Here is a 25,657-nt window from a genome sequence, read left to right as displayed (position 1 = left end):
CGCACGATCGGCGCACGCACAGTCCCGATGCCCCCACCACCACGGCAGCACCAGGTGCCGGCCCGCCACCTCCGGGCCAGCCGTCAGTCGCCCGAAGGATCGCCGTCGAGAAAGACCCGCACAGCGGTGATCCGCGGCCGGTCCGGAGCGAAGTCGACGAAGGCCACACCGCGCGACGCACCGACCCGCACGCTCACGCTGACGGTGCGACCCGCGGCGATCATCTTGTCCCACTCCATGTCTCGCGCACGGTCGGCGAACTCCGCCACCGAGACCGGATGTCCGGCGGGCAGCTCGACCACCGTCCGCTCATCGAGCAGCGCTCGCACGCCCCCTGTGTCGCCCGAGGCGACAGCGGCGAAGAGCCGGCCGACGACGCGTTTGCCGGACCCACCGATGCCACGCAGCGCCCGCATCATGCCCATCGCACCGCCCATGCCGAGCTCGCCCACGAGTTGCGGCCCGAGCTTCGCTCCCGCGAGCAGTCCGGACGGGCCGGTGCGCAGCAGGCGCGCGATCATCACCCCCAGCTCCCAGTGCGCGGCGAGCCGGGCGATCCGCCAGCCGCCGTCGGTGTCGACCAGGTCGTAGCGCAGATGCATCGGCACGGTGACGGTGGCGCCCGTCGACATCGTGGTCTCGATGTGCAGGTCACGCACCACCGTGTAGCCGGCGACGATGTCGCGGTCAACGCGGAAGGCGATGGAGTTCGGCGCGATGAAGACGTTGTAGAAACGCGAGATCGCGTCCGGGCCGATGTGCTCGCGCGAGCCGTACGGGTCGTGCACCGCGGCTTGCTCGGCGAACAACCCGACCCACGCGGTCTTGTCGTGCGCGGCCACCGCGCGCGGTGACTCCCGCACCGCCGCCAGCAGGTCCTCGGCGGTCCGATCCAACGACATGTAGGTCCTCCATAGTCACGCTCACCCTCCGCGATCCATGATAGAACGTGTTCTAGTTTTGCGTCGGCGATCGTGCGCGGCGCCTATTGGACAAGAGGATCTCGATGGACTGGTACACCGGGAACACCACCTACGACACCGTGCTGACCATCGCCTTCGCCTTCGCCGCGTTCGTGATCGTCGGCGGGCTGTTCGCGCAGAGCCCCTACGGCCGCTTCGCGTCGAACAAGGTCGGCTTCAATCTCAACCCCAAGCTGGGCTGGTGGCTGATGGAGCTGCCCGCGACTGTGGTGTTCGCGGTGTTCTACCTCAGCGGCCCCGATCGTTTCGAGCCGGTGCCGCTGGTGCTGGCCGCCATCTGGTTGCTGCACTACGGCAATCGCGGCTGGTTCTTCCCGCTCTCCATCCGGCAGGTGCCGGGTAAGACGAGCAGTTTCAATGTCTCGGTGGTCGCGGCGGGCGTGTTCGTGACGGCCCTGCACGGCTATCTCAACGGCGCGTTCTTCAGCAACGACTACAAGAACCAGTACGGCACCGCCTGGCTCACCGATCCGCGCTTCCTGATCGGCCTGGTCGTGTACCTGTGCGGCTTCGGGCTGCTGGTGCGATCCGAGGCGATCGTGCGCAATCTGCGGGACAAGAACAACCCCGGCGCCGCCGAATACCGCATCCCGCACGGCGCGGGCTTCCGCTTCGTCAGCAGCCCGGCCTACCTGGGCGAGCTGATCGCCTGGGCCGGGTTCGCCCTGCTCACCTGGTCGCTGGCCGGTGTCGCGATCTTCTTGATCACCGCGGGAAACCTGGTGCCGCGCGCCTTCGCCACCCACCGCTGGTACCGGGAGAAGTTCGCCGACTACCCAGCGAACCGGAAAGCGCTGATCCCCGGCGTGATCTGACACACCGACCACCACCCGCGACCCTGAGGGAGCGGCGGCCACGAAGTGGCCGGTCCGCGGCCCCTCAGGGCCGCGGACACGCGCGCGCCAGCGCGCCGACAACTCAGTTCTTGGGGAACTTCAGCTGGGACAGATCGATGCCGTCCAGGCCGGGCGGCAGCTGATCGAGGCCGGGCGGCATGTTCGACAGATCCATGCCCGGCGGCAGGCCCGGCATCCCGGCGGGCATGCCGGGGAACCCGCCGCGCACCTTCGGCGGCGTGGGCCCACGCCCGCCCTTCTTGCCCTTCTTGCCGCCCTTTTTGTTGTTGCCGCGGCGAGCTCCCGGCATGCCCATCTGCCTGCCCATCATCGCCATCATCTTCTTGGCTTCGAAGAACCGGTCGACGAGCTGGTTGACCTCGGACACCTGCACGCCGGAACCGTTGGCGATGCGCAGGCGGCGCGAGGCGTTGATGATCTTCGGGTTGTCCCGCTCGGCACGGGTCATGCCGCGGATGATCGCCTGCACCCGGTCGAGCTGCTTGTCGTCGACCGCGGCCAGCGCGTCCTTCATCTGGCCCGCACCCGGCAGCATGCCGAGCAGGTTGCCGATCGGGCCCATCTTGCGGATGGCCAGCATCTGGTCGAGGAAGTCCTCGAGGGTGAGCTCGCCGCTGCCGATCTTGCGCGCGGTCTCCTCGGCCTGCTGGGCGTCGTAGACCTGTTCAGCCTGCTCGATGAGGGTGAGCACATCGCCCATGCCGAGGATGCGCGAGGCCATCCGGTCGGGATGGAAGACGTCGAAGTCCTCGAGCTTCTCACCGGTGGAGGCGAACATGATCGGCGCGCCGGTGACGTTGCGCACCGACAGAGCGGCACCACCGCGGGCGTCACCGTCGAGCTTGGTGAGCACGACACCGGTGAACCCGACGCCGTCGCGGAAGGCCTCGGCGGTGCTGACCGCGTCCTGACCGATCATCGCGTCGAGCACGAACAGCGTCTCGTCGGGCTGCACGGCATCGCGGATGCCCGCGGCCTGGCGCATCAGCTCGGCGTCGATACCGAGGCGACCGGCGGTATCGACGATGACCACGTCGTACTGCTTGGCCTTGGCTTCTTCGATACCGGCCGCGGCGACGGCGACCGGGTCGGCCGCGGTGATCCCGAGCGGGTTTTCGCCGCCACCGATGGAGGTGCCGCCGTGCGGGGCGAACACGGGCACACCCGCGCGCTCACCGACGACCTGCAGCTGGGTGACCGCGCCGGGACGCTGGAGGTCACAGGCCACCAGCAACGGCTGGTGCCCCTGACCCTTGAGCCATTTGGCCAGCTTGCCCGCGAGAGTGGTCTTACCCGCACCCTGCAGACCGGCCAGCATGATGACCGTCGGCGGGTTCTTGGCGAGATTGAGGCGACGGGTCTCGCCACCCAGGATCGCGACGAGTTCCTCGTTGACGATCTTGACGACCTGCTGCGCGGGATTGAGCGCGCCGGAGACCTCCGCGCCCTTGGCGCGTTCTTTGACGTTGGCGATGAAGCCGCGCACCACGGGCAGCGCGACGTCGGCCTCGAGAAGTGCGAGGCGGATCTCGCGCGCGGTGGCGTCGATGTCGGCCGGTGACAGACGCCCCTTACCGCGCAGATCCTGCAGTGCACCGGTAAGCCGGTCGGACAGGGATTCGAACACCGATCGCGCTCCTGATCTGAAAGGGTCTCAGGTCGTCTGACCGAAGCCGGACGTCTCTTGCCCTCCCAGGGTAATGGAGGTTATTCGGTATGTTGCACGTGCGGTGGCGCCGTGCGGCGCAACTCGTGGGATTCGATGTCCACCAGATACACCGCTTCTCTGCCGGTGAGGCCGAGTTCCCGCGAGAGCGCCTCGATGCGAAGCCATTCGGAATCGGCACTGTCGGCGTGGTGGGCGGCGGTCGAGGCGATGGTCATCGCGGCCAGCGCCTGCGCACCACTGAGGGTGCGACCCGGCAACCACGAAACCACCCACAGGTCACCACCGACGCACCGCGCGATGTGCGCGGTCGCGTCGCTGGTCATCATCGACGCGGAAACGACTTCGATAGCCACGGATCAGCTCCCCTCGTACGAGTGACAGCCGGACCAGGGGAATGCTATAGGTCCCATATCGACTTATCGGGCCGCGAGGACGCTGTGTAGCAACCTGATAGCAATCAGTGAGTAAACCGTGTCCTTGCGGTATCAGTCGGCGTCGGCTGTTTCGGTCGGCGGCGGGGTGGGCGCGGGCCGCGGAACCACGTCCAGGACGGCCTTTTCGATCCGGTCGCGCAGCGCTGGGCTGTCGGTGTCGCCCAGATCGAGGCAGAAGGCGTCGACCACAGCCGAGCCCATCGTGACCACCTTGGCCCATCGGACATTGGCTCCCGTCGCGGCGAACGCACCGGCCAGCCTGCTCAGCAAACCGATCCGGTCGTCGGCGCGCAGCTCCAGGATCACCTGTCCGGGAGTGCTGCTCGGTGACCAGATCAGGCGCGGCGCGGCGCGCGCGTACCGGCCGGGCCCGGTCCCGACAGCGTCGGTTTCGCGTTTGGCCAGCACCGCGGGCAGGTCGAGCGCGCCGGTGGAGGCCCGGATGAGTTCCTGACGCAGCAGACCCGCGTCCGGCGGATCGCCGAATTTCGGCATCACCACGAAGGTGTTGATCGCCGAGTCCCCCGCGCTGCCCAGTGCGGCCGAGAGCACCCGCAACGAGTGCAGTGCCAGGACACCGGCGGCGTCGGAGAGCAGGCCGGGCTCATCGGGGGCGATCACCGTCACCACGAAGGTGTGCTTGCCGTCACCGGGCGCGAGGGTGACGTGCACGCCGCCTGCCCTGGCCTTGTCCAGGAGCTCCGGGTCGATCGGTTCCGGTTGTGGCAGCGGCTCGCCCGCCATGACGAGCCGGCAGCGGCGCACCAGCTCGCCGATCAGCGAGGCCTTCCAATCGCCCCATACTCCGGGGCCGGTCGCCATCGAGTCGGCCTCGGCGAGCGCGTGCAGCAGTTCGAGCAGGCCGACGTCACCACCGAGCGCGTCGGCGACGTGCTGCACGGTCGCCGGGTCGTCGAGGTCGCGCCGGGTCGCGGTGTCGGGCAGAAGCAGGTGGTGGCGCACGATCGCGCTGAGGGTGCGCACATCCGAAGGCCACATTCCGAGCCTGCGGCCGATATGGGTGGCCAGCTCGGCGCCGACGATGCTGTGGTCGCCCTGCCGCCCCTTGCCGATGTCGTGGAGCAGCGCGCCGAGCGCGAGCAGGTCGGGCCGGGCGACCCTGGTGCTCAGGCTGCTCGCGTAGGCGACCGTCTCCATCAGGTGCCGATCGACGGTCCAGGTGTGCATCGCATCGCGCGGCGGCAGATCGCGGACCGCACCCCATTCGGGAAAGAGCCTGCCCCACAATCCGGTTCGATCGAGCGCCTCGACCGCGTCGATGCTGCCGCGGCCCGCGCCGAGCAGGACGAGCAGATCGTTGAGCGCGTCCTTGGGCCACGGTTCGCGCAGTTCGGGCGCGTCCTCGGACAACCGGTTGAGCGTGGTCGCCGACATCGGCAGCCCGGTCTGCGCCGACGCCGCCGCGACGCGCAGGATCAGCCCGGGATCACGCTGCGGGCGGGCGTCTCTGGCGAGCACGACCTCGCCGGAGTGCTCGACCACCCCCTCATCGAGTGGTCGGCGCACCGGCATGCGGCGCAGTCTGGCCAGGCCGCGCCGCGGTAACGCGTTGGCGGCCGTGCGCAGACCGACGTCGCACGAATAGCTCACCGTACGCGCCGAATCGGTCAATGTCCGGGCGAGATCGAAGCGGTCGCCGATGCGCAGCGCGGCGCCGATCTCGTCGGCGTCCTGGGCGCGCAGCTGATCGCGGGCCCGGCCTGCGACGCGGTGCAGTTCGGTGCGCACATCGAGGAGCCTGCGGTGTGCCTGTTTCAGGCCGCCGCCGGGGACCTCGGGACCCAATCCCGGCATGGCGTCGGTCAATTGGGCGATCGAGAGCGCGTCGAGCAGCTGGATATCGCGCAGCCCGCCGCGACCGTTCTTGAGATCGGGTTCGGCGCGATGGGCGATCTCGCCGCTGCGCTGCCAGCGCGCGGTGGTCTGGGCGATCAGATCGTCGAAGCGGGACCGGATACCGGTGCGCCATTCCCGGCGCACGCCACCGATGAGCAGATTGCTGAGGTCTTGGTCGCCGACGATGTGGCGCGCCTCCAGCAGGCCGAGCGCGGCGATCATGTCGTCGGCGGCCACCCGCAGCGCCTGCGGCACGGTGCGCACGCTGTGGTCGAGCTTGATGTGGGCGTCCCACAGCGGATACCAGAGTTGATCGGCGACCGCCGAGACCACCTTGGGGTCGACGTCGTCGTGCAGCAGCACGAGGTCGAGATCGGAGTAGGGCAGCATCTCGCGGCGGCCGAGTCCACCCACCGCGACGAGCGAGAGGCCGCTGTCGGCGGTGATGCCGAGTTCGTTGCCCTTACTGGTGAGCCACAGTTCGAACAGGTCGACCAAGGCCTCGCGCAGCGATTCCGGATCGAGCCGCGGATTGCGGGTGCCCGCTCCGTCGAGCAGTTGCGCCCTGGCCTTGACCAGGTCCGCCGCTCCGTTGTTCTGAATACCACCGTTCCGCTGTGCCACAGCCCACACCACCATTTCATGCGGGCGGCCCCGCCCCGACCGGATCAGTCTCACCGGTGGGAGCGGGGCCGCCGCTCGATCGATTTATCGTGCGTGCCCTACCGAATTACAGTGCGTCGCTTCCGCGTTCGCCGGTACGGACGCGGATGATGGTGTCCACCGGGGTCACCCACACCTTGCCGTCACCGATCTTGCCGGTGCGCGAGGCTTCGACGATCACCTCGACGACCTTCTCGACCGACGCATCGTCCACGACGACCTCGACCCGGACCTTGGGCACGAAGTCCACCGAATACTCGGCACCGCGGTAAACCTCGGTGTGGCCCTTCTGCCGGCCGTATCCCTGGACTTCGCTGACGGTCATGCCGAGCACGCCTGCCTGTTCCAGCCCGGACTTCACATCTTCGAGCGTGAACGGTTTGACGATTGCCGTAACCAGTTTCATGTTCGTCATGCCTCCTTGACGAGCGTGCGTGCCGTGCCACCCACAGCAGCGAAATCGTAAGCGGTTTCCGCGTGCTCGGACTCATCCAGGCCCGCAGACTCGGATTCTTCACTGGCGCGCAGGCCGATCGTGAACTTGATCGCGTACGCGATGACGGCCGTGGCGACCAGCGAGTAGGCGAGAACGGCGAAGGCACCGACGGCCTGCAGCTTCAACTGCTCGACCCCACCACCGTAGAACAGTCCATCGACACCCGCGGGAGCTTCGCTGGTAGCGACGAGTCCGACGATCAGCGTGCCGACCAGACCACCGACGAGGTGCACACCGACGACGTCGAGCGAGTCGTCGAAGCCGAAGCGGAACTTCAGGCCGACGGCCAGGGCGCACAGCGCACCGGAGACGACACCGACAGCCAGGGCGCCGACCACGTTGACCGAGGAACAGGCCGGGGTGATCGCGACCAGACCGGCGACGATGCCCGAGGCAGCGCCGAGCGAGGTCGGGTGACCGTCGCGGATCTTCTCCACGAGCAGCCAGGCGATCATGGCGGCGGCGGTGGCGATCGTGGTGGTGAGGAAGGTGGCACCCGCGACACCGTTGGCGCTCAGCGCCGAACCCGCGTTGAAGCCGTACCAGCCGAACCACAGCAGACCGGCGCCGAGCATCACGAACGGCAGGTTGTGCGGGCGGAACGGCGTCTTCGGCCAGCCCTTGCGCTTGCCCAGGATCAGGCAGAGCACCAGACCGGCGGCACCGGCGTTGATGTGGACCGCGGTACCACCGGCGAAGTCGATCGCCTTGAGGTTGTTGGCGATCCAGCCGCCGTTCTCACCGGTGTAGCCGCTGAAGGCGAACACCCAGTGCGCGACGGGGAAGTAGACGACCGTGGCCCAGATTCCGGCAAATACGAGCCACGACCCGAACTTCAAGCGGTCGGCGACCGCGCCCGAGATGAGTGCGACCGTGATGATCGCGAACATGAGCTGGAAGGCGACGAACACCGAGAGCGGGATCGTGCCGAACAGCGGGATGGCGGCGGGGGCCGCGGGGTCGGTAGTCGCTAGATAGTCGCCGCCCAGGACGCCCTTGAGGCCGAAGTACTGGAGCGGGTCACCGACCAGCTTTCCCTTGTCCTCGCCGAACGCCATCGAGAAGCCGTATAGACACCACAGGATGGTGATCAGGCCCATCGCGGAGACGCTCATCATGATCATGTTCAGCACGTTCTTGCCACGGACCATACCGCCGTAGAAGAACGCCAGACCCGGCGTCATCAACAGCACGAGGGCCGCTGACGCCAGCATCCAGGCGGTGTCACCGGCGTCCGGTGCGCCGATCAGTGGAAATGCCACCTTGTGTTCCTCCTCATCTCGGGCCCTGCCGATGACGGCAAAAGGACCTGTACAGAAGGGTCGCCACTCGGTGTTTCATCCGTTGAGCTGTGGTGTTTCACCTGAGTGAACGGATAGCGCTGTTGTGTTGCATCCACGTTTCGCGTGGTTGGCACGAGCCTGTCAGCTCACGGTGAGGTTGGTACGGATGTGCGATTCGCCGCGAGTTCGCGCGGCGATTCCCCACACCACCACTGTCCGGAAACAGTGATGTCAGCCCGGGAAAACAGCGATGCCCGCCCGATCGCTGGATCGGGCGGGCATCGGCGGGACCGTTACGCGGTACCCCCGAGCAGCGCGTCGACGAACGCGCCCGGCTCGAACGGCGCCAGGTCGTCGGCGCCCTCGCCGAGGCCGACGAGCTTCACCGGCACACCCAGTTCGTGCTGCACCTGGAACACGATGCCGCCCTTGGCGGTGCCGTCGAGCTTGGTGAGGACCACGCCGGTGATGTCGACGACGTCGGCGAACACCCGGGCCTGCATCAGGCCGTTCTGGCCGACGGTCGCGTCGAGGACCAGCAGCACCTCGTCGACCTCGCCCTTCTTCTCCACGACCCGCTTGACCTTGCCCAGCTCGTCCATCAGGCCGGTCTTGGTGTGCAGGCGGCCCGCGGTGTCGACGAGGACCGCGTCGACTCCCCGGTCGATGCCCGCGGTGACCGCGTCGAAGGCGACGGCGGCCGGGTCGGCGGCCTCTTTACCGCGCACGGTCTCGGCGCCCACCCGTTCGCCCCAGGTCTGTAGCTGATCGGCGGCGGCGGCGCGGAAGGTGTCGGCGGCGCCGAGCAGCACCCGGCGTCCGTCGGCGACGAGCACGCGGGCCAGTTTGCCGGTGGTGGTGGTCTTACCGGTGCCGTTGACGCCGACCACGAGCAGGATCGCGGGCTTGTCGCCGTGCGGGAGGGCGTGGATGGAACGGTCGAGCTCGGGACGCAGCGCCTCGATGAGCACGTCACGCAGGGCGGCGCGAGCCTGTTCGGGAGTGCGCACGCTGCGCGAGGCCATCTCCTCGCGCAGGCGTTCGACGATCTTGGCGGTGCTCGCGGTGCCGATATCGGCCAGCACCAGGGTGTCTTCGATCTCTTCCCAGGAGTCCTCGTCGAGGTCGCCGCCGCCGAGCAGGCCGAGCAGGCTCTTGCCGACCGCGTTCTGGGAACGGGCTAGGCGACCGCGCAGTCGGACGAGGCGGCCGGTGGTGGGGTCGATCTCGTCGATCGCGGTGGTGGTGGCGTCGAGTTCGGCCGGGGCGGTCTCGGCCGGGGCGGGTGCGGTCTCGGTGGCCGGTGCGGCGGGAGCCTCGGTCGAGGATGTATCCGCGGGCTCGACTTCGGTAACAGCCGGGTCGGTCGGCGCGGTCTTCGCGGGGGCCGTGTCCGCGGTCTCGGTGTCAGGCTCGGCAGGTGCGACCGTGTCGAGGGCGGACGCGTCGTCGGGGACGACCACGGGCTCGTCGACGGCGACATCGCCCTCGGGCAGCGGAACATCGGTGATCCCGCGGCGCGGGGCGTCACGCGGGACCGCGGCGTCGTCGCCGACGTGCGGTTGACCATCGGTATCGGTGCGTTCGGGAACGGGTTCGGGCTTCGGCACGGTCGCCGTCGAGCCGCCCTGGCTGAAGCTGAATCCACCGGACGCGGTGTAACCACCGGAGCGGTCCGTCAACTCCTTGTCCGGCTCGGGCGGGGCCAGCGAAATCTGGCGTCGCTTGTACAGGACGAAACCCGCGACGAGCGCCACCAACAGGACGGCGGCGATCGCGGCGATCAGGATCCACGCTTGCGAACTCACCCGGCGAGTCTATTCGGGCGGGGAGTTGCCGCACGTCGGCGGCGTCTGCGCGGCGGGTCGGCGGCCCGATCGCGGGCCTGTAGCCGTATGGCGGAAACACTACAGATTCGTTGTCCTGCGGAACTTCTGGCGGTTGCCCCATAGGATCGGCGGAGTGACCGATCGAAACGTGCTTGGGGGGCCGCTGGAAGAGTGCGGCACCGATCCTCTCACGGGCTTCTACCGGGACGGCTGCTGCAGCACCGGTCCGGAGGATCTCGGCAGCCACACCGTGTGCACCGTCGTGACGGCGGAATTCCTGGAGCATCAGGCCTCCATCGGCAACGACCTCAGCACCCCACGCCCAGAGAACAACTTCCCCGGGCTGCAACCGGGCGACCGCTGGTGTGTGGTGGCGGTCCGCTGGTTGCACGCCCACGAGGACGGCGTAGCCGCACCCGTGGTGCTGGCCGCGACCCATGAGAACGCGCTGGAGGTCATCTCCATGGACATCCTGCGCAAATATGCCGTAGACGTCCCCGACGACGTCAGCGACCTGCTGTAAGGGGCCGCGACCCGTTGCGGAGGCGGTGGGCCTTCTGGCGGCAGGCCGGGGAGCAGTAGCGGGCCGGCCTGCCGGTGGCCGGTTTCCGGACGGGTGCGCCGCAGACGGCGCAGGGTGCGGAAGTTTCGTTACCTTCCGCCGTTTCGTTACGGTTCATTGTCGGATGTTCCGTTACGGGTGACGGGTGAGCGCGCAGGGCGTCGAGGATGAGCGCGACGGCCGGGGCGAGTGGGTCCCGGGCGCGGCGATGTCGTTGGATCGCAACGCATCCGGTGAAGATGTCCAGCACATCGGTGACGACCACGTCGCGCCGGACCGCGCCCTGACGTTGAGCCGAGGCCAGCAGCGCGCCCAGTGCGCGATGGAAGCGGTTGCCCGCTCCGCGCAGCAGGGCACGCGGCCAGCCGTCGTCGGATTGCACCAGGTCGCAGAGGTCCTTGTTGCCGGGTGTGGTCACGATGACGTGGGTGCACACGGCGAAGAAGGCCGCGCCCGGATCCGGATCGGTGAGGTGGTCGGCGGCCAGCGCCGCCAGCCGGTCGACGCGCTGTTGCATAACCGCTTCCAGCAGATCGGTTTTCGTGGGGAAATGCCGGTGGACAGTGCCCGCGCCGACACCGGCGCGGCGGGCCACCTCGGCCAGCGAGACGGTGGCGCCGCGTTCGGCGAGCGCACGCTGCGCGGCAGCCAGGATCAGCGCGCGATTGCGGCGCGCGTCGGACCGGATCGCCGGTTCCACGCCGTCCTCATCCGTCATTTCGTTACGCCTTTCCTGCTCCGGACCTGGCCAACCGGGTGCGACCACCCGTACCGTCCGGAATACGGGTCGACCGACCCGATTGTAGGCACACGATCGATCACGAAACGGAGCTCCTCCGCAATGACGTCAGCACTTCCCGTTCTGATCACCGGCGCGACGGGCAAGCAGGGTGGCGCCACCGCCCACAGATTGCTCGCCGAAGGCCACCCGGTTCGCGCGCTGGTGCGCGACCCCGACTCCCCCGCCGCCCGCGCACTGGCCGATGCCGGCGCCGAACTGACGGTCGGCGACTTCGACGACGCGGCGTCCCTGCGGGTGGCGGCGACCGGAACCCGAGCCGTATTTCTCGTTCCCCCAGCCGATTACCGCGTCGAGGGTTGGGGCGAGGACACCGAGGCCCGCCGCGGTATCGCCATGATCGACGCGGCCCGCGCCGCCGGTGCCGAACAGATCGTGTTCACTGGCGTCGCGACGATGGGCGATGCGAAATCATGGGGCCAGCAGGGCAAACGGCAGATCGAAGAGGCTCTCGCCGCGTCCGGTCTGCGCTACACGGTGTTGCGCCCTGTGCGGTTCATGGAGAACTACCTCCTGCACGGCTCCCCTGTCGACGGTATCCGCGACGGCGGCGAACACCCGCACCTGTTCCCCGCCGATCGCCCGCTCCAGATGATCGCCGTCGATGACATCGCCGCCTTCGCTGCCCTGGCCTTCGCCGACCCCGAAGGCTGGCACACCCGCATCCTCGAGCTCGCGGGCGATGCCATCACGCCCGTCGACGCGGCCGCTACCATCGGTGCCGCCATCGGTCGCCCCGTCCACTACCGCGAGGTCACCGAGGAGGAAGCCGACGCGATCGGCCCCCAGCTCGGCAACACCTGGCGGCTGATCCGCGACACCGGCGGCTGGCACGCCGACATCCCCGCCTTGCGCGCCCTGTACCCAGAGCTGACCTCCCTGCGGAATTGGCTCGCCCGCGGCGGCACAGCGCGGATCATCGACCGGATCGACTCCGCGGTCCCGGCGACCCGGTTCGGCTGAGAATCCGTCCGGCCGCGCGAGCGCCGACCTCAGGCAGAGGCCGGGACCGGGTCGGGGTCGGTGACCTCGGCCCGGTTCAGCCGCTGGGAGATGACCTGGGTGATGCCGTCGCCGCGCATGCTCACGCCGTAGAGGGCGTCGGCGATCTCCATGGTCGGCTTCTGGTGGGTGATGACGATCAGCTGGCTCTTCTCCCGCAGCTGCTCGAACAGACCGATGAGGCGGCGCAGGTTGGTGTCGTCCAGGGCCGCCTCGACCTCGTCCATCACATAGAACGGGGAGGGGCGAGCGCGGAAGATGGCGACCAGCAACGCGACCGCGGTGAGCGACTTCTCGCCACCGGAGAGCAGCGAGAGGCGCTTCACCTTCTTGCCGGGCGGGCGCGCCTCGACCTCGATGCCGGTGGTGAGCATGTCCGACGGGTCGGTGAGCACCAGCCTGCCCTCGCCGCCGGGGAACAGTTTCCCGAAGACGCCGACGAATTCGCGTTCCACATCGGCGTAGGCCTCGGTGAACACCTGGAGGATGCGGGCGTCGACTTCGGCGACCACGTCGAGCAGGTCCTTGCGCGCGTTCTTGACGTCCTCCAGCTGGGTGGCCAGGAAGGTGTAGCGCTCTTCCAGGGCCGCGAACTCTTCCAGCGCAAGGGGATTGACCTTGCCGAGAGTGGTGAGGTCCTTCTCGGCGCGTTTGGCGCGGCGCTCCTGGGTCGGCCGGTCGTAGGGCATCGGCTGCGGCACGCTGACCTGCTCGCCGCGCTCCTTGGCCTCCTCGTACTCGTGCAGCTCCAGCGCCGAGGGCGGCAACGGCACGTCCGGCCCGTATTCGGCGACGAGGTCGGCGAGCGCGATGCCGAACTGTTCGGAGATCGTCGTCTCCAGCTGTTCGATGCGCAGTGCCGCTTGGGCTTTGGCGACTTCGTCGCGGTGCACGGCGTCGGTGAGCTGGGTCAGCTGGGTGTTCAGCGCGCGTGCGCGTTCCTTCACCTGTTCCAGCGCGGCCGCGCATTCGCCACGGCGACGGACCAATTCGTCACGCCGTGCCGCGGCGGCGGCCACGACCTGCTCGAGTTCGTTCTTGATCTCGGTACCCGATTCGGCGACGGCTGCGGCGACAGCGGCAGCCTGGCGCCGAGCGGCCTGCGCGCGTTCGGCGCGAGCTCTGGCCTCCCGCTCCCCACGGGCCGCCCTGCGCAGCGCATCCGCTTTGCCGCGAACAGATTCCGCGCGCTCCTCCGAGGTGCGCACCGACAGTCGGGCCTCGACCTCCATGGTCCGGGCCTCGGCGAGCGCGGCGGCGGCTTCCTCACGGGCATAGCCCGCGGTCTCGGTGCTCGCGGCGCCGTAACTGTCGTCGCTGCCGTCGTGTTCGATCTCGGCGTGCCGCAGCCGGTCCTCGAGTTCGGCGAGCGAGGCGAGCGACTTCTCCCGCGCCGCTTCGGCTTCCGCGCGCTGGGTGGAAAGCCGCTCCCCCTCGGTCTGCGCCGCACGGGCGTTCTGCCCGACCCGGGCGAGCCGGTCGTAGATCGCCAGCAGCGCCTGATCGGATTCGTGCAGCGCCATCAGCGCGTGGTCGGCGGCGTCCTTGCGGTCGGTCTGTTCGGCCAGCGCGCCGGCCAGCGCGGCCTCCAGCTCCTCGGCCCGCCGTTGCGCGGCCGCCAATTCCGCAGTGGCGGTGTCGATATCGGCCTGGACCTCGAGCTGGCTCGGCATCCGTTCCGAACCGCCGACGATCCAGCCCGCACCGGCCAGATCGCCGTCGCGGGTGACCACCCGCAGTTCCGGGCGCAGGGCGACGAGCTCGGTAGCGGTCGCCAGATCGTCGACGACCACCACGTCGGCAGTGAGCGCGGCCAGCGCGGGGCGTACCTGCTCGTCGCCTTCGAGCACGTCGGCGAGCCACTGCGCACCGGCGGGCAACGCGGAACGCTCGGCCGATATCGCCGCGTCGGTGGCGAAGACGAACGCCACCCGGCCACCGTCACCGCTGCGCAATTCCCGCACCGCCGAGTCGGCGGTGGTCGCGGTATCGGCGGTGATGGCATCGGCGAGCGGACCGAGCAGCGCGGCCACCGCGGCCTCGAACCCGGACTGCACGCGCAACAGGCCCGACAGCCGTCCGCCCAGCCCGCTCACCCCGTGTTCGAGCAGCCAGGCCGCGCCGTCCTTGCGGGCCAGGTTCATCCCGAGCGCTTCGATGCGGGCACCGAGCCGGGCGACCAGCTTGCTCGCCTCCCGGTCGAGTTCCCGCAGTTCCCGCACGCGCTCGTCGGCCAGTTCCTGGGCGGCGACGGCGTGTTCGTGCTGGGCGTCCAGACCCTTCTCGCCCGCGTCGAGTTCACCGAGTTCGTCCTGCACCGAGTCGTATTCGACCTGCGCGGTCTCACCGCGGTGCCGGGCGTCGGCGATGGCCACGGACAGCCGCGCGATCTCGGCGTCCACGGACTGGGCGCGAGTGCGCAACGTGTCGACCTGGCCCGACAGCCGGGCCAGCCCTTCGCGCCGGTCGGCGATCGCGCGCACGGCGGCCAGGTGCGCCTGCTCGGCGGCCTTGGCGGCGTGTTCCCGCTCGGCGAGGGCTTCGCGGGCGGCTTCGAGGGTCTCGGTGGCCATCTCGACCGCGTACCGCAGTTCGGCCTCTTCGGCTTCGATCCGGTCGGCCTCGGCTTCGAGCTGGTCCGGGTCGCGTCCGGTGCCGACCGGCGCCTCGGTGTGCAGATGCCGGGCCCGGTCGCTGGCGATGCGGATGGTGGCGTTGACCCGTTCGGTCAGCGCCGAGAGCTGGAACCAGGTCTGCGCGGCGGCCTCGGCGCTGGGGCTCAGCCGCGACAGCTGGAACTCCTGCTGTGCCAGTGCGGCGTTGGCGGCGTCGAGTTCGGTCTGCACGTTGATCTGCTGTTCGCGGGCGTAGGCCTCTTTGCTGAGCTGGGATTCCAGCTCGCCGCGGCGGGTGACCAGGTCGTCGGCGGCCAATCGCAGCCGGGCGTCGCGCAGGTCGGCCTGCACGGTCTGCGCGCGGCGGGCGACCTCGGCCTGGCGGCTGAGCGGCTTGAGCTGGCGGCGCAGTTCGGTGGTGAGATCGGTGAGCCGGGCGAGGTTGGCCTGCATCGCGTCGAGCTTGCGGACCGCCTTCTCCTTGCGCCTGCGGTGCTTGAGCACGCCCGCGGCCTCTTCGACGAACGCGCGCCGATCCTCCGGTCGCGATTCCAGGATCGCCGACAGCCTGCCCTGACCCACGATGACGTGCATCTCGCGCCCGATACCCGAGTCCGACAGCAGTTCCTGCACATCCATCAGCCGGCACGTGCTGCCGTTGATCTCGTACTCGCCCGCGCCGTCGCGGAACATCCGCCGGGTGATCGACACCTCGGCGTAGTCGATGGGCAGCGCGCCGTCGGAGTTGTCGATGGTCAGTGTCACCTCGGCACGCCCGAGCGGAGCCCGCCCGACGGTCCCGGCGAAGATGACGTCCTGCATCTTCCCGCCCCGCAACGCTTTGGCACCCTGCTCGCCCATCACCCACGACAGCGCGTCCACGACATTGGACTTACCGGACCCGTTCGGCCCGACGACGCAGGTGATGCCCGGTTCGAAGCGCAAAGTGGTGGCAGACGCGAAGGACTTGAAACCCTTCAACGTCAAGCTCTTCAGATGCAAGAGAACTCGTCCGCCTCTCCGCGACTCAGGCCAGACCTAGGTGCGTGCAGGCATCGCACGCGGCCAGCGGTGATGGGGGTGACTCGGGCAGCCGGTTCCCGACGAGTTACCCATGTGCTCGCGAAAGCCTAGCGGACGTAGCGGCAGGTTTGCGGTCAGTGCGGGTTGATGTGCTTCATCTGCTTCTGCAGCTGACGGATATGGGTTGCGGTACCAGGGCTCGCTTCCCAGCCGGTGATCACGCGGAAGACCAGGACCGCGCCCCACGGGCCGATCACCCACATCGGCCAGAAGTAGGTGAGCTCGCCCGCGGTGAGCGAGATCAGACCCCAGATGACCAGCACGATCACGCTGACGCCGAGCCAGCTGCCCGCCTCGATGCGCTGCCAGATCGGGAAGCGCGTCCCGGGCGCGCGTTCGACCGGTGCGTCCGCTTGCTGCTGTTTCGTCAGCGCGGGCAGGTCGGACAGGACGACGGCGAGTTCGTCGCGCGTGGTGGTCGCGTAGACCTTGGCCACGCGCAGATCGTATTCGCCCAGGTCGAGCCTGCCGTCGGCCAGATGCGTGCCCAGCTGGGCGACGATCGCGTTGCGTTCGGCATCGGACGCGCGCGTACCCGGGGTGATATCCATGCCGACGTCCTCTCGGTCACATCCACGGTGGAGTGCTGGTTTCCAGCGTCCACCCTCCACAGTGCGATGTCAACCGCTCACCCTCGCTCAGAGAATGGCGAAGGCCACCACGAGACCCAGCGCGAAGTGCGCGGCGGCGACGACGAGAACCTCGGGGGTGTAGGTCTCGGCGTGCAGCGTGCGGCCGATGTCGATGCCGGTGACCTTCTCGATCACCCGGACCGAGATCACCTGCGCGATGATGCCGACCAGGCCGTACACGATGGCCGCGATCAGCCCTTCCGACAGCTTGCCGCTGCCGCCGGTGGCCAGCACCGCGAACACGACGATGAACGCCATGCTGATCATCCCGGCCGCCGAGACGATGATCGCGTTCGGCTTACCCGCCACCACCAGGTCGCGCAGCTTGCCGGGCGTGGTCAGGTCGATGGCGAAGAAGCCGATCAGCATGAGGACGAGGCCGATCAGGCAGTACAGGATGATGGCGCCGACGCCTTCACCGAGCGCACTCCAATAACCCGATTCCAGGGCGAGGGCGGTCATCGTGGTCCTTTCGAACAATGTTGTGAGGTCAGGTGTCAGTCGACGATGCGGTGCGGCACGAACGCGGCGCCGTCATCGGTGATCAGGCCGGCGGTCTCCCGAATGCCGAGCCCCGCCGCGGTGTCACCCACGACCCAGGCGCCGAGCACCGGACGCATCCCGTCGAATTCCGGTAGCGGGTCGAGCAATTGGTAGACGAAACCCTCGGCGCCGTAGACGCCGCCGGTCGCGGTCTCCATACCGGGGCCGACGATGGTCATGTTCGCGCCCTCGCGGCCGAGCTTGGGTTTGCGAATGTATTCGGTGAGCTCGTGCGGGTTGTCGAGGTAAGCGGGCAACAGGTTGGGGTGGCCGGGATACATCTCCCACAGGATCGCCAGGATCGCCTTGTTGCTCAGCAACGTGGTCCACAGCGGTTCGATCCACGCGGTCGCGGGCAGGCTGCCGACCACGCGCTTGCCGAAGTCGTCGTCGAGGATCCACTCCCACGGATACAGCTTGAAGATCGCCTCGATCGGCGCCTCGGCCAGATCGACGAACCGGTTCAGCTCGGTATCGAAACCGACTTCCTCGATCGGCAGCGCGACCGTGTCGAAACCGGCTTCGGCCGCCGTCTCCTGCATGTAGGCGGTGGTGACGTTGTCCTCGCCGGTCGCGTCGGCGCCCGACCAGGTGAAGTGCAGTTCGGTACCGGGCAGCACGCCGCGCAGTTCGGTCCAGCGCTCAACCAGCTTCTCGTGCAGCGAATTCCATTGGTCGCCACCGGGATACACCTGCTGCAACCAGTGCCACTGGATGATCGCGGCCTCGAGCAGCGAGGTGGGGGTATCGGCGTTGTATTCCAGCAGTTTGGCCGGGCGGCGCGCATCGTAGCGCAGGTCGAAGCGGCCGTACACGTAAGGGTCACTGCGACGCCATGATTCGGCGATCGGGCCCCACGTCCATTCCGGCAGACCGAAATCGGCGAAGCGCTCGGTGAGTACCACGTGCTCGACGGCGTGCAGACACATCGTTTGCAGCAGTTCCACGTCGGCTTCCAGCGCGAGGATCTCGTCCATCGAGAACTCGTAGTGCACCGACTCGTCCCAGTACGGGCGCGGCTGACCGCTGGCATCGCGCCCCGGCGCGCCGTAGACGAGTCCCTGCTTCTCGATGATCTGCTGCCAGTCCCGGCGTGGTGTGCTCTTGTTGCGCCGCATCTACGACCCACTCCCGCCGGTCGACTTGCTGCCGAGTCCGCCGCGCTGCACCGTGGTGCCGCTCTTGGTCGTGATCTGGGCATTGCGCGGCTTCACCGAGGTGCCGCCCGTGGGTGGCTTACCGATCGTCGGTGTGCCGCCGTAGTGGTAGCGATACTGCGGCCAGCCCAGAATCAGCAGTCCGCCGCCGTGGCCGCCGCTGGAGCTGTCACTGCGGAAATTGGTCTTGCCGTCGCCGCACTTGTCGTCGGGGACAACGACTTCCTGCCCGTTCTCGTCGATCTGCACGCACGAGGCCGTCACCTGGTCGGGTGCGGTGATCGCCCGGTAGGCGAGGTAACCGCCGCCGACGAGCGCGGCGACGCCCACGATGGCGACACCGCCGATCATCACGCGTTTACGGTTGCGCCGCTTCTCCTCGGCCGCCGCGGCTGCTGCCCGCTCGGCCTCTTCGGCTTGCCTGCGGGCCTTGTCCCTGGCGCGCGCCTCGCCGACCGTCGGCGGACGCGGCTGGGTGACGCCGGGTTCCTGCCGCGACATCCGGCCTGGTTGCGGCTGGCCGACGGGATGCCCGCCAGTGCCGAAAGCAGGCGGCGTCGCCCCTGCGCCGGGCTCGGACGGGGTCGAACCCGCATCCGGTGCGGACCATCCCGCGCCGGGATCGGGTGGCGTCCACGGGGACCTGCCCGGCTCGCCGTTCGAGGGTTGTTCCGGTCGATCGGGCGGTCCGGGGTTCTGTGTGCTCACCGCTGCCGCCCCCTAGCCCCCGAAGTCACCACTAGCGCTCCTCGAATCCGGTCAGGTCGCCCCGCGCGGGCTCCCAGCTTTCCACAACCAGGTCCACCCGCCCAGGAGCACGCCCGGACAGACCATGTGTCGCGTGCCCGATGGCGCGAGAGCTATCGGGCGCTTCGCCGGACCGTAGCAGTTCCAGCAATTTCTCGCCCGCCGTTCGTGGCCCTTCGGCGACAACGTGGACGCGACCGTCGCGATGGTTGCGCGCGTAGCCGACCAGGCCGAGTTCCAGTGCGCGCGACCGCGTCCACCACCGGAATCCCACGCCCTGCACGTACCCGTGCACCCACGCGCTCAGCCGAACCGGCTCCTCGCTCATGCGTCGATGTTGAACGTCAACGTCACCTTGGTGCCCGCTTTGAGCGTGCGACCCACGGTGCACACCTTGTCGACGGCACGCTGCACGGTGACCAGTAGTCGTTCGCGGGCGGCCTCGTCGAGTTCGGACAGATCCAGTTCGAGGACCTCGTCGAGCTGCGGGTAGAGCTCGTTCTCCCGGTCGGCGTCACCGGAGACGCGGATGGTGGCGTCGAACTCGTCGCCGAGACGACGCGACAACGGCAGGTCGGAGCTGAGCCCGGTGCACCCGGCGAGGGCGATCTTGAGCAGCTCACCGGGAGTGAAGGCACCGGGAACACCCTGGGAGGCGATCAAGACCTCCGCGCCGCGGTTGCTGCGCCCGGTGTAGGCGCGGGTTCCGGTGCGCTCGACCCACAGTTCGGTCGGGGCATTGTTCACGGGTGCGGTCTGCTCAGCCATGCCTTGATCCTGCCATTCGCTCGAGGACGATCCACGCCTGGGAACGTCCACGCCACTCCCGGCATTCCGGGCACGTGACCGGGCGCACGCTCATTCCTGGAAGCGGTATCCCATCCCCGCCTCGGTGAGCAGATGGCGCGGGTTGGCCGGATCGTCCTCGAGCTTGCGCCGCAACTGCGCGAGGTAGACGCGCAGGTAGTGGGTCTCGGTCGCATAGGCAGGCCCCCACACCTCACGCAGTAATTCCTTGCGCCCCACCAGCTTTCCGCGATTGCGCACCAGCATCTCGAGCATGCCCCACTCGGTGGGCGTCAGGTGCACCGGCGCACCCTGCTTGGTGACCTTCTTGGCGACGAGGTCGACGGTGAACGAGTCGGTGACCACCACCGGTTCGGCGGCGTCGGTCGCGCTGGCCCCACGCCGAACCGCCGCCCGCAGCCGAGCCAGCAGTTCGTCCATCCCGAACGGTTTGGTGACATAGTCGTCGGCGCCCGCGTCGAGCGCCTCGACCTTGTCGGCGGAATCCGTGCGCGCCGACAGCACGATCACCGGCGCGGATGTCCACCCGCGCAGTCCGGCCAGCACCTCGATCCCGTCCAGATCCGGCAGGCCCAGATCGAGAATGACGACGTCGGGATGCTTCTCGGCGGCGGCGCGCAAGGCGGCGGCCCCGTTGCCCGCGGTGATCACCTCGTAGCCGCGTACGGACAGGTTGATGCGCAGAGCTCGCACGATCTGCGGCTCGTCATCGACCACCAGCACCTTGACTGTGCCGCCTCCCCGCGTCTTCGAGCCGGACTCACGCGCGTCGTCACGCAGCGTCGGCGGCCGACCGTCCTGCGCGTCGACTGGTTCGCCCGTCCCCGATGAGTTACCCATGTGCTCACTTTCCTCGGGAGTCGACTTCTGGCGCCGCTGCGGGTGTGCCGGACGGTAGGTCGACGAGCATCGTCAGACCACCGCCTGGGGTCGGCTCGGCGTGCACGGTGCCGCTCATCGCTTCGACGAAGCCGCGGACGACTGACAGGCCGAGGCCGACGCCGGTGGTGTTGTCGCGATCGCCGAGGCGTTGGAAGGGTTCGAACAGTTGCTCCTCGGTGCCCGACGGGACGCCGGGGCCGATGTCGACGACCGCGATCGACACTCGCTCGCCGTCGTGTTCGGCGGTGACCCGCACGGGCGATTCGCGACCGGAATGCCGCAGGGCGTTGTCGATCAGGTTGGCCAGCACGCGTTCGAGCAGGCCGCTGTCGGCGAGCACGGACACCTCACCGACCTCGACCTTCACCCGGTCCATCGCCGCCCGGCGCAGGCCGCGGGTGCCCATGCCGACGCTGACCAGCGCGCGATGCACCGCCTCGTCCATGTACACCTGTCGCAGCTGCGGCGTCACGACGCCGACCGCCAGTCGCGAGGAGTCGAGCAGATTACCCACCAGCGCGGTCAGCTGGTCGACAGACTCCTCGATCGCTTCCAGCAATTCGCCGGTGTCCTCGGCCGAGAATTCGATGTCGTCGCTGCGCAGGCTGGACACGGCCGCTTTCGCACCGGCCAGCGGGGTGCGCAGATCGTGGCTGACCGCCGACAGCAGCGCGCGGCGCAGCCGGTCGGCTTCCAGGAGCGCCGCCGCGGCACTGGCTTCCTCGGCCAACCGAGCCTGACGCACCAGCCCGACCGCCTGGTTGGCGACGGCGTTGAGCACCGGCCGGTCGGTGGAGTCGATCGCCCGCCCGGCCAGCAGCAAATGGCTCTGCGCGTCTCCGGCTTCGATGAGGGTCTCGGCATCGGCCGGACGCGTCGGTGGGTCTGTACCGACCGCGGCGACGATCTGATCCCCGCACCGCACGCTCACCGCGCGCTGGCCATAGGTTTCGCGAACCTGCTCGAGCAGGTTGGGCAGGTCGGCGCCGTGCAGCACGGATCCGGCGAACATCGTCAGCAGCTCCGCTTCCCGCGATGCCTTGCGCGCCTGCAGTGTTCGCTTGGCCGCGACGTCGACCAGCGCCGCCACGGCCACCGCGACGATGAGCAGCACGACCACGGTGACGAAGTTGTCCGGCTCGGCGATGGTGAAGCTGAAGCGCGGGTCGGTGAAGTACCAGTTCAGCAGCAACCCCGACAGCAACGCCGACAAACCGGCGGGGACGACACCGCCGAACAGCGCGACCGCGACCACCCCGACGAAGAACATCGCGCTGAGCCCGCCCAGCTGCAACCACCCGTCGAGGAACACCCCGCAGATCACGCTCACCAGGACCGGCACGACCACAGCCGCGAGCCACGCGCTCACCGGCCGCCGCGGACGCAGCCAATGCCTGCGCACCCCGCGGCCGGCCTCCTCGTGGGTCACCATGTGCACATCGATCTTGCCCGAGCGTTGCACCACGGTGGAGCCGATGCCCTCGTCGAGCATCCGCGCCCAGCGCGAGCGTCGCGAGGTGCCGAGCACCAGCTGGGTGGCGTTGACCTCACGCGCGAAATCGAGCAGCGCGGAAGGCACGTCGTCACCGGTCACTGTGTGCAGCGAGGCGCCGAGACCGGCGGCGAGATCGCGCAGCTTGGTCATCCGCTCGGTCGACACCCCGACCAGCCCGTCGCCGCGCACCACGTGCAAGACGACCAGGTCGGCACTGGACTTGGACGCTATCCGCCCGGCCCGGCGCACCACCGTCTCCGATTCGGGACCACCGGTGACCGCGACGACGACGCGCTCGCGCGCCTCCCACAACTCGGTGATCTTGTGGTCGGCCCGGTATCTGGCCAGCGCCGCGTCGACCTGGTCGGCCAGCCACAGCAGCGCGAGTTCGCGCAGCGCCGTGAGATTGCCGGGGCGGAAATAGTTGCGCAGCGCCGCGTCGACCTTGTCGGCGGCGTAGACATTGCCGTGGGAAAGCCTGCGCCGCAACGCCTCCGGTGTCAGGTCGACCAGTTCCACCTGATCGGCGCCGCGTACCACCGCGTCGGGCACCGTCTCGCGCTGCTCGATGCCCGTGATCTGCTGGACCACATCGTTGAGGCTCTCGAGGTGCTGCACGTTCACCGTGGAGATCACGTCGATACCCGCGGCCAGGAGTTGCTCCACGTCCTGCCAGCGCTTCTCGTGCACGCTGCCCGGTGCGTTCGTGTGCGCCAGCTCGTCGACCAGCACCACCGCGGGCTTGCGCGCGAGCACCGCGTCGACATCGAGTTCGGGTAGCTCGGTCCCTCGATAGGAAACGGTCTTGGGCGGAATGCGCTCGATGCCGTCCAGCAGTTCGGCGGTCTTCTTGCGCCCGTGCGTCTCCACGACGGCCGCCACCACATCGCGGCCGCGTTCGGACCGCCGATGCGCTTCGCCGAGCATGGCGTAGGTCTTGCCCACGCCCGGCGCCGCACCGAGGTAGATGCGCAGTTGTCCGCGTTTCACCGGTCCATCATCGCGTGCCTGCGCGCCGGAACCGGCGGTCGCACCGGCAACACACCGACGCTCACCATCGGTGCGTGCGCGCTGCTGTGCCGACCGAGCACCCGGATCAACAGCAGCGATCCGACGAAACCTCCGATCACCGCAAGGGTCACAACAGACACCGCGATCTCACTTTCCGCGAACTGGGTCCGGCGGCGCCTTTCGCCTGCCGGTACATCACTGTCTACCGCGCCGGAATTCGCCTGATCTCGATCTTTACGGAGTGTTGACGGCTATCGGCCCCGCTTTGACGGCATCCGCACGGCCGCGTGCGTCAACATTCCGCAAAGGCGGCGCCGCAGGGCGCTAAGGAGTCGTAAGGAAACCGCGCCGAGCCCGAAATCGGCGTTTCACTCACCTCGGCGCTTCACCTCGGGGCGTCGAGGAGGTTGGAAATGTCTGTCGTGGTGTTCACGGTGCTCACCGTGGCGATCTTCGCGCTGCTGGGCCTGATCCAGCGGGGGGTGGAGAAGCTGTGATCGCGAACCTTGTCGGTCTGGTCCTGGCCGTTATCGTCGCCGTCTTCATGGTCGCGGCGTTGCTCTTCCCCGAGAGGTTCTAGGTGAACACGACAACCGCGGGCATCGCCTTCGTGGCGGCCCTGGTGATCACGTTGGCCCTGGTGCACGTGCCGCTCGGCGACTACATGTTCCGGGTGTACAACGCCGGCAAGCACTCTCGCGTCGAACGGCTGATCTACCGTGCCATCGGCGCGAAGCCCGAGGTCGAGCAGACCTGGCCGATCTACGCGCGCAGTGTGCTGGCGTTCTCCGCCGTGGGCATCCTGTTCCTGTTCTTCTTCCAGCTGGTCCAAGGCGCGCTGCCGCTGCACCTGAACGACCCGGGCACCGAGATGACCCCGGCGCTGGCGTGGAACACCGCGGTCAGCTTCGTCACCAACACCAACTGGCAGAACTACTCCGGCGAGTCCACCCAGGGACACCTGGTGCAGATGGCCGGTCTGGCGGTGCAGAATTTCGTCTCCGCGGCCGTGGGCATGGCGGTGGCGGTGGCCCTGGTGCGCGGTTTCGCCCGCCGCCACACCGGTGAGCTGGGCAATTTCTGGGTCGACCTGGTGCGCGGCACCCTGCGCATCCTGCTGCCGATCGCGTTCGTCTTCGCGATCGTGCTGGTCGCCGGTGGCGTCATCCAGAACTTCCACCTGCACGATCAGGTCGCCCAGACCGTCGGCGGCGCGCAGCAGACCCTGACCGGTGGTCCGGTCGCGAGCCAGGAGGTCATCAAGGAGCTGGGCACCAACGGTGGCGGCTTCTACAACGCCAACTCCGCGCACCCGTTCGAGAACGCGAGCACGTGGACGAACTTCCTGGAGATCTTCCTGCTCCTGCTGATCGCGTTCTCGTTGCCGCGCACGTTCGGGCGGATGGTCGGCAGCACCAAGCAGGGCTACGCGATCGTGGCGGTGATGGGAACGATCGCCCTGACCAGCATCACGCTGACCAACTTCTTCCAGCTGCGGGCCCACGGCACGGTGCCGACCGCGATCGGCGCGTCGATGGAGGGCGTGGAAACCCGGTTCGGCGTGGCCGATTCGGCCACCTTCGCCGGCGCGACCACCCTCACCTCGACCGGCGCGGTGAACTCGTTCCACGATTCCTACACCAGCCTCGGCGGCATGATGACGATGTTCAACATGCAGCTGGGCGAGGTGGCGCCCGGCGGTGTCGGCTCCGGTCTGTACGGCATGCTGATCCTGGCGGTGATCACGGTGTTCGTGGCCGGTCTGATGGTCGGTCGCACGCCCGAGTACCTCGGCAAGAAGATCACTCCGCGCGAAATCAAGCTGGCCGCTTCCTATTTCCTGGTGAGCCCGCTGATCGTGCTGATCGGCACGTCCGTCGCGATGGCACTGCCGGGGCAGCGGGCGAGCATGCTCAACAGCGGCCCGCACGGACTCTCGGAAGTGCTGTACGCCTTCACCTCCGCGGCCAACAACAATGGTTCGGCCTTCGCCGGCCTCACCGGCAATACCGAGTGGTTCAACACCGCGCTCGGTCTGGCGATGGTGTTCGGGCGGTTCCTGCCGATCATCTTCGTGCTGGCGTTGGCCGGATCGCTGGCACGCCAGGGCACCACTCCCGCGTCGATCGGCACGCTGCCGACGCACCGGCCGCAGTTCGTCGGCATGGTCGTCGGCGTCACGGTGATCCTGGTCGCGCTCACCTTCCTGCCCGCTCTCGCGCTCGGGCCGCTCGCCGAAGGAATCCACTGA

At 68.6% G+C, this 25,657-nt stretch carries 23 protein-coding genes; 5 read left to right on the top strand and 18 right to left on the bottom strand.

Going from position 1 to position 25,657, the window contains the following annotated elements; genetic code table 11:
* Positions 1-83 precede the first annotated feature (83 nt).
* A complete protein-coding gene (locus tag ACFTS5_RS00540) occupies positions 84-902 on the bottom strand; it encodes a nuclear transport factor 2 family protein (protein ID WP_378626365.1) in 819 nt (272 codons plus the stop codon).
* Between the two features lie 104 nt (positions 903-1,006).
* Here ACFTS5_RS00540 and ACFTS5_RS00535 point away from each other — a divergent pair, with 104 nt between their 5' ends.
* On the top strand, positions 1,007-1,798 hold the full coding sequence (locus ACFTS5_RS00535; protein ID WP_378626363.1) for a 3-oxo-5-alpha-steroid 4-dehydrogenase: 792 nt from the start codon (positions 1,007-1,009) through the stop codon (positions 1,796-1,798).
* 103 nt (positions 1,799-1,901) lie between these two features.
* Here the strand turns inward: ACFTS5_RS00535 and ffh are convergent, their stop codons facing one another.
* The 6 genes from ffh to ftsY all read right to left on the bottom strand — a co-directional run bounded on the left by ffh (position 1,902) and on the right by ftsY (position 10,050).
* Positions 1,902-3,467 carry a signal recognition particle protein gene (ffh, locus tag ACFTS5_RS00530; protein WP_378626362.1) on the bottom strand — a complete coding sequence of 522 codons (1,566 nt, stop codon included), beginning with the start codon at positions 3,465-3,467 and terminating at the stop codon, positions 1,902-1,904.
* 80 nt (positions 3,468-3,547) lie between these two features.
* Positions 3,548-3,862: a hypothetical protein gene (locus ACFTS5_RS00525; protein ID WP_245914691.1), complete on the bottom strand. Its 315-nt coding sequence runs from the start codon at positions 3,860-3,862 to the stop codon at positions 3,548-3,550.
* 132 nt (positions 3,863-3,994) lie between these two features.
* A complete protein-coding gene (locus ACFTS5_RS00520; protein WP_378626361.1) occupies positions 3,995-6,439 on the bottom strand; it encodes a [protein-PII] uridylyltransferase in 2,445 nt (814 codons plus the stop codon).
* Positions 6,440-6,530: 91 nt separating this feature from the next.
* Positions 6,531-6,869, bottom strand: a complete 339-nt coding sequence (locus ACFTS5_RS00515) for a P-II family nitrogen regulator (RefSeq protein ID WP_067449485.1) — start codon at positions 6,867-6,869, stop codon at positions 6,531-6,533.
* Between the two features lie 5 nt (positions 6,870-6,874).
* Positions 6,875-8,221, bottom strand: a complete 1,347-nt coding sequence (locus tag ACFTS5_RS00510; protein ID WP_378626359.1) for an ammonium transporter — start codon at positions 8,219-8,221, stop codon at positions 6,875-6,877.
* Positions 8,222-8,535: 314 nt separating this feature from the next.
* Positions 8,536-10,050 (bottom strand): signal recognition particle-docking protein FtsY, encoded by a 1,515-nt coding sequence (ftsY, locus tag ACFTS5_RS00505; RefSeq protein WP_378626357.1) that lies wholly within the window; start codon positions 10,048-10,050, stop codon positions 8,536-8,538.
* Positions 10,051-10,204: 154 nt separating this feature from the next.
* Between ftsY and ACFTS5_RS00500 the strand changes: the two genes are divergently transcribed.
* The gene (locus ACFTS5_RS00500; RefSeq protein WP_019048221.1) at positions 10,205-10,594 is read left to right on the top strand and encodes a DUF2237 family protein; all 390 of its coding nucleotides are present in this window, start codon (positions 10,205-10,207) and stop codon (positions 10,592-10,594) included.
* Here ACFTS5_RS00500 and ACFTS5_RS00495 read toward each other — a convergent pair.
* The gene (locus ACFTS5_RS00495; protein ID WP_378626355.1) at positions 10,578-11,351 is read right to left on the bottom strand and encodes a TetR/AcrR family transcriptional regulator; all 774 of its coding nucleotides are present in this window, start codon (positions 11,349-11,351) and stop codon (positions 10,578-10,580) included. The genes ACFTS5_RS00500 and ACFTS5_RS00495 overlap by 17 nt on opposite strands.
* Before the next feature lie 123 nt (positions 11,352-11,474).
* Between ACFTS5_RS00495 and ACFTS5_RS00490 the strand changes: the two genes are divergently transcribed.
* On the top strand, positions 11,475-12,395 hold the full coding sequence (locus ACFTS5_RS00490) for an NmrA family NAD(P)-binding protein (protein WP_378626354.1): 921 nt from the start codon (positions 11,475-11,477) through the stop codon (positions 12,393-12,395).
* Positions 12,396-12,424: 29 nt separating this feature from the next.
* Here the strand turns inward: ACFTS5_RS00490 and smc are convergent, their stop codons facing one another.
* From smc to ACFTS5_RS00440, 10 genes are all read right to left on the bottom strand, one after another.
* Positions 12,425-16,051, bottom strand: coding sequence for a chromosome segregation protein SMC (gene smc, locus ACFTS5_RS00485; protein WP_378626352.1), 3,627 nt, complete (start codon positions 16,049-16,051; stop codon positions 12,425-12,427).
* Between the two features lie 155 nt (positions 16,052-16,206).
* Positions 16,207-16,683 carry a DUF1707 domain-containing protein gene (locus ACFTS5_RS00480; RefSeq protein ID WP_378626350.1) on the bottom strand — a complete coding sequence of 159 codons (477 nt, stop codon included), beginning with the start codon at positions 16,681-16,683 and terminating at the stop codon, positions 16,207-16,209.
* Between the two features lie 87 nt (positions 16,684-16,770).
* On the bottom strand, positions 16,771-17,226 hold the full coding sequence (locus tag ACFTS5_RS00475) for a DUF350 domain-containing protein (RefSeq protein ID WP_378626349.1): 456 nt from the start codon (positions 17,224-17,226) through the stop codon (positions 16,771-16,773).
* A 35-nt stretch (positions 17,227-17,261) separates the two neighbouring features.
* Positions 17,262-18,425, bottom strand: a complete 1,164-nt coding sequence (locus ACFTS5_RS00470; RefSeq protein ID WP_378626348.1) for a glutathionylspermidine synthase family protein — start codon at positions 18,423-18,425, stop codon at positions 17,262-17,264.
* Positions 18,426-18,965 carry a hypothetical protein gene (locus ACFTS5_RS00465; RefSeq protein WP_378626347.1) on the bottom strand — a complete coding sequence of 180 codons (540 nt, stop codon included), beginning with the start codon at positions 18,963-18,965 and terminating at the stop codon, positions 18,426-18,428.
* Between the two features lie 238 nt (positions 18,966-19,203).
* Positions 19,204-19,539, bottom strand: coding sequence for an acylphosphatase (locus ACFTS5_RS00460; protein ID WP_378626346.1), 336 nt, complete (start codon positions 19,537-19,539; stop codon positions 19,204-19,206).
* Positions 19,536-19,979: an OsmC family protein gene (locus ACFTS5_RS00455; RefSeq protein ID WP_378626344.1), complete on the bottom strand. Its 444-nt coding sequence runs from the start codon at positions 19,977-19,979 to the stop codon at positions 19,536-19,538. The genes ACFTS5_RS00460 and ACFTS5_RS00455 overlap by 4 nt, the downstream gene beginning before the upstream one ends.
* 90 nt (positions 19,980-20,069) lie before the next feature.
* Positions 20,070-20,741: a response regulator gene (locus ACFTS5_RS00450; RefSeq protein ID WP_378628245.1), complete on the bottom strand. Its 672-nt coding sequence runs from the start codon at positions 20,739-20,741 to the stop codon at positions 20,070-20,072.
* A gap of 121 nt (positions 20,742-20,862) precedes the next feature.
* Positions 20,863-23,385, bottom strand: coding sequence for an ATP-binding protein (locus tag ACFTS5_RS00445; protein WP_378626343.1), 2,523 nt, complete (start codon positions 23,383-23,385; stop codon positions 20,863-20,865).
* Complete coding sequence (locus tag ACFTS5_RS00440) at positions 23,382-23,546, bottom strand: hypothetical protein (protein ID WP_378626342.1); 165 nt, start codon at positions 23,544-23,546, stop codon at positions 23,382-23,384. Before ACFTS5_RS00440 ends, ACFTS5_RS00445 begins: the two co-directional genes overlap by 4 nt.
* Positions 23,547-23,819: 273 nt before the next feature.
* Between ACFTS5_RS00440 and ACFTS5_RS00435 the strand changes: the two genes are divergently transcribed.
* A complete protein-coding gene (locus ACFTS5_RS00435; protein WP_067449012.1) occupies positions 23,820-23,903 on the top strand; it encodes a potassium-transporting ATPase in 84 nt (27 codons plus the stop codon).
* 83 nt (positions 23,904-23,986) lie between these two features.
* The gene (kdpA, locus tag ACFTS5_RS00430) at positions 23,987-25,657 is read left to right on the top strand and encodes a potassium-transporting ATPase subunit KdpA (RefSeq protein ID WP_378626340.1); all 1,671 of its coding nucleotides are present in this window, start codon (positions 23,987-23,989) and stop codon (positions 25,655-25,657) included.

This window comes from Nocardia sp. NPDC056952 (assembly GCF_042674185.1).
Taxonomy (GTDB): domain Bacteria; phylum Actinomycetota; class Actinomycetes; order Mycobacteriales; family Mycobacteriaceae; genus Nocardia.
This window is presented reverse-complemented; position numbering and strand designations above follow the sequence as displayed.

Bases quoted from the DNA above. Each gene is read 5' to 3' on its own strand.
- ACFTS5_RS00540 (WP_378626365.1), bottom strand. From the start codon at position 902: ATGTCGTTGGATCGGACCGCCGAGGACCTGCTGGCGGCGGTGCGGGAG.
- ACFTS5_RS00535 (WP_378626363.1), top strand. From the start codon at position 1,007: ATGGACTGGTACACCGGGAACACCACCTACGACACCGTGCTGACCATC.
- ACFTS5_RS00520 (WP_378626361.1), bottom strand. From the start codon at position 6,439: ATGGTGGTGTGGGCTGTGGCACAGCGGAACGGTGGTATTCAGAACAAC.
- ACFTS5_RS00515 (WP_067449485.1), bottom strand. From the start codon at position 6,869: ATGAAACTGGTTACGGCAATCGTCAAACCGTTCACGCTCGAAGATGTG.
- ACFTS5_RS00495 (WP_378626355.1), bottom strand. From the start codon at position 11,351: ATGACGGATGAGGACGGCGTGGAACCGGCGATCCGGTCCGACGCGCGC.
- ACFTS5_RS00490 (WP_378626354.1), top strand. From the start codon at position 11,475: ATGACGTCAGCACTTCCCGTTCTGATCACCGGCGCGACGGGCAAGCAG.
- ACFTS5_RS00480 (WP_378626350.1), bottom strand. From the start codon at position 16,683: ATGGATATCACCCCGGGTACGCGCGCGTCCGATGCCGAACGCAACGCG.
- ACFTS5_RS00475 (WP_378626349.1), bottom strand. From the start codon at position 17,226: ATGACCGCCCTCGCCCTGGAATCGGGTTATTGGAGTGCGCTCGGTGAA.
- ACFTS5_RS00470 (WP_378626348.1), bottom strand. From the start codon at position 18,425: ATGCGGCGCAACAAGAGCACACCACGCCGGGACTGGCAGCAGATCATC.
- ACFTS5_RS00465 (WP_378626347.1), bottom strand. From the start codon at position 18,965: ATGTCGCGGCAGGAACCCGGCGTCACCCAGCCGCGTCCGCCGACGGTC.
- ACFTS5_RS00460 (WP_378626346.1), bottom strand. From the start codon at position 19,539: ATGAGCGAGGAGCCGGTTCGGCTGAGCGCGTGGGTGCACGGGTACGTG.
- ACFTS5_RS00455 (WP_378626344.1), bottom strand. From the start codon at position 19,979: ATGGCTGAGCAGACCGCACCCGTGAACAATGCCCCGACCGAACTGTGG.
- ACFTS5_RS00435 (WP_067449012.1), top strand. From the start codon at position 23,820: ATGTCTGTCGTGGTGTTCACGGTGCTCACCGTGGCGATCTTCGCGCTG.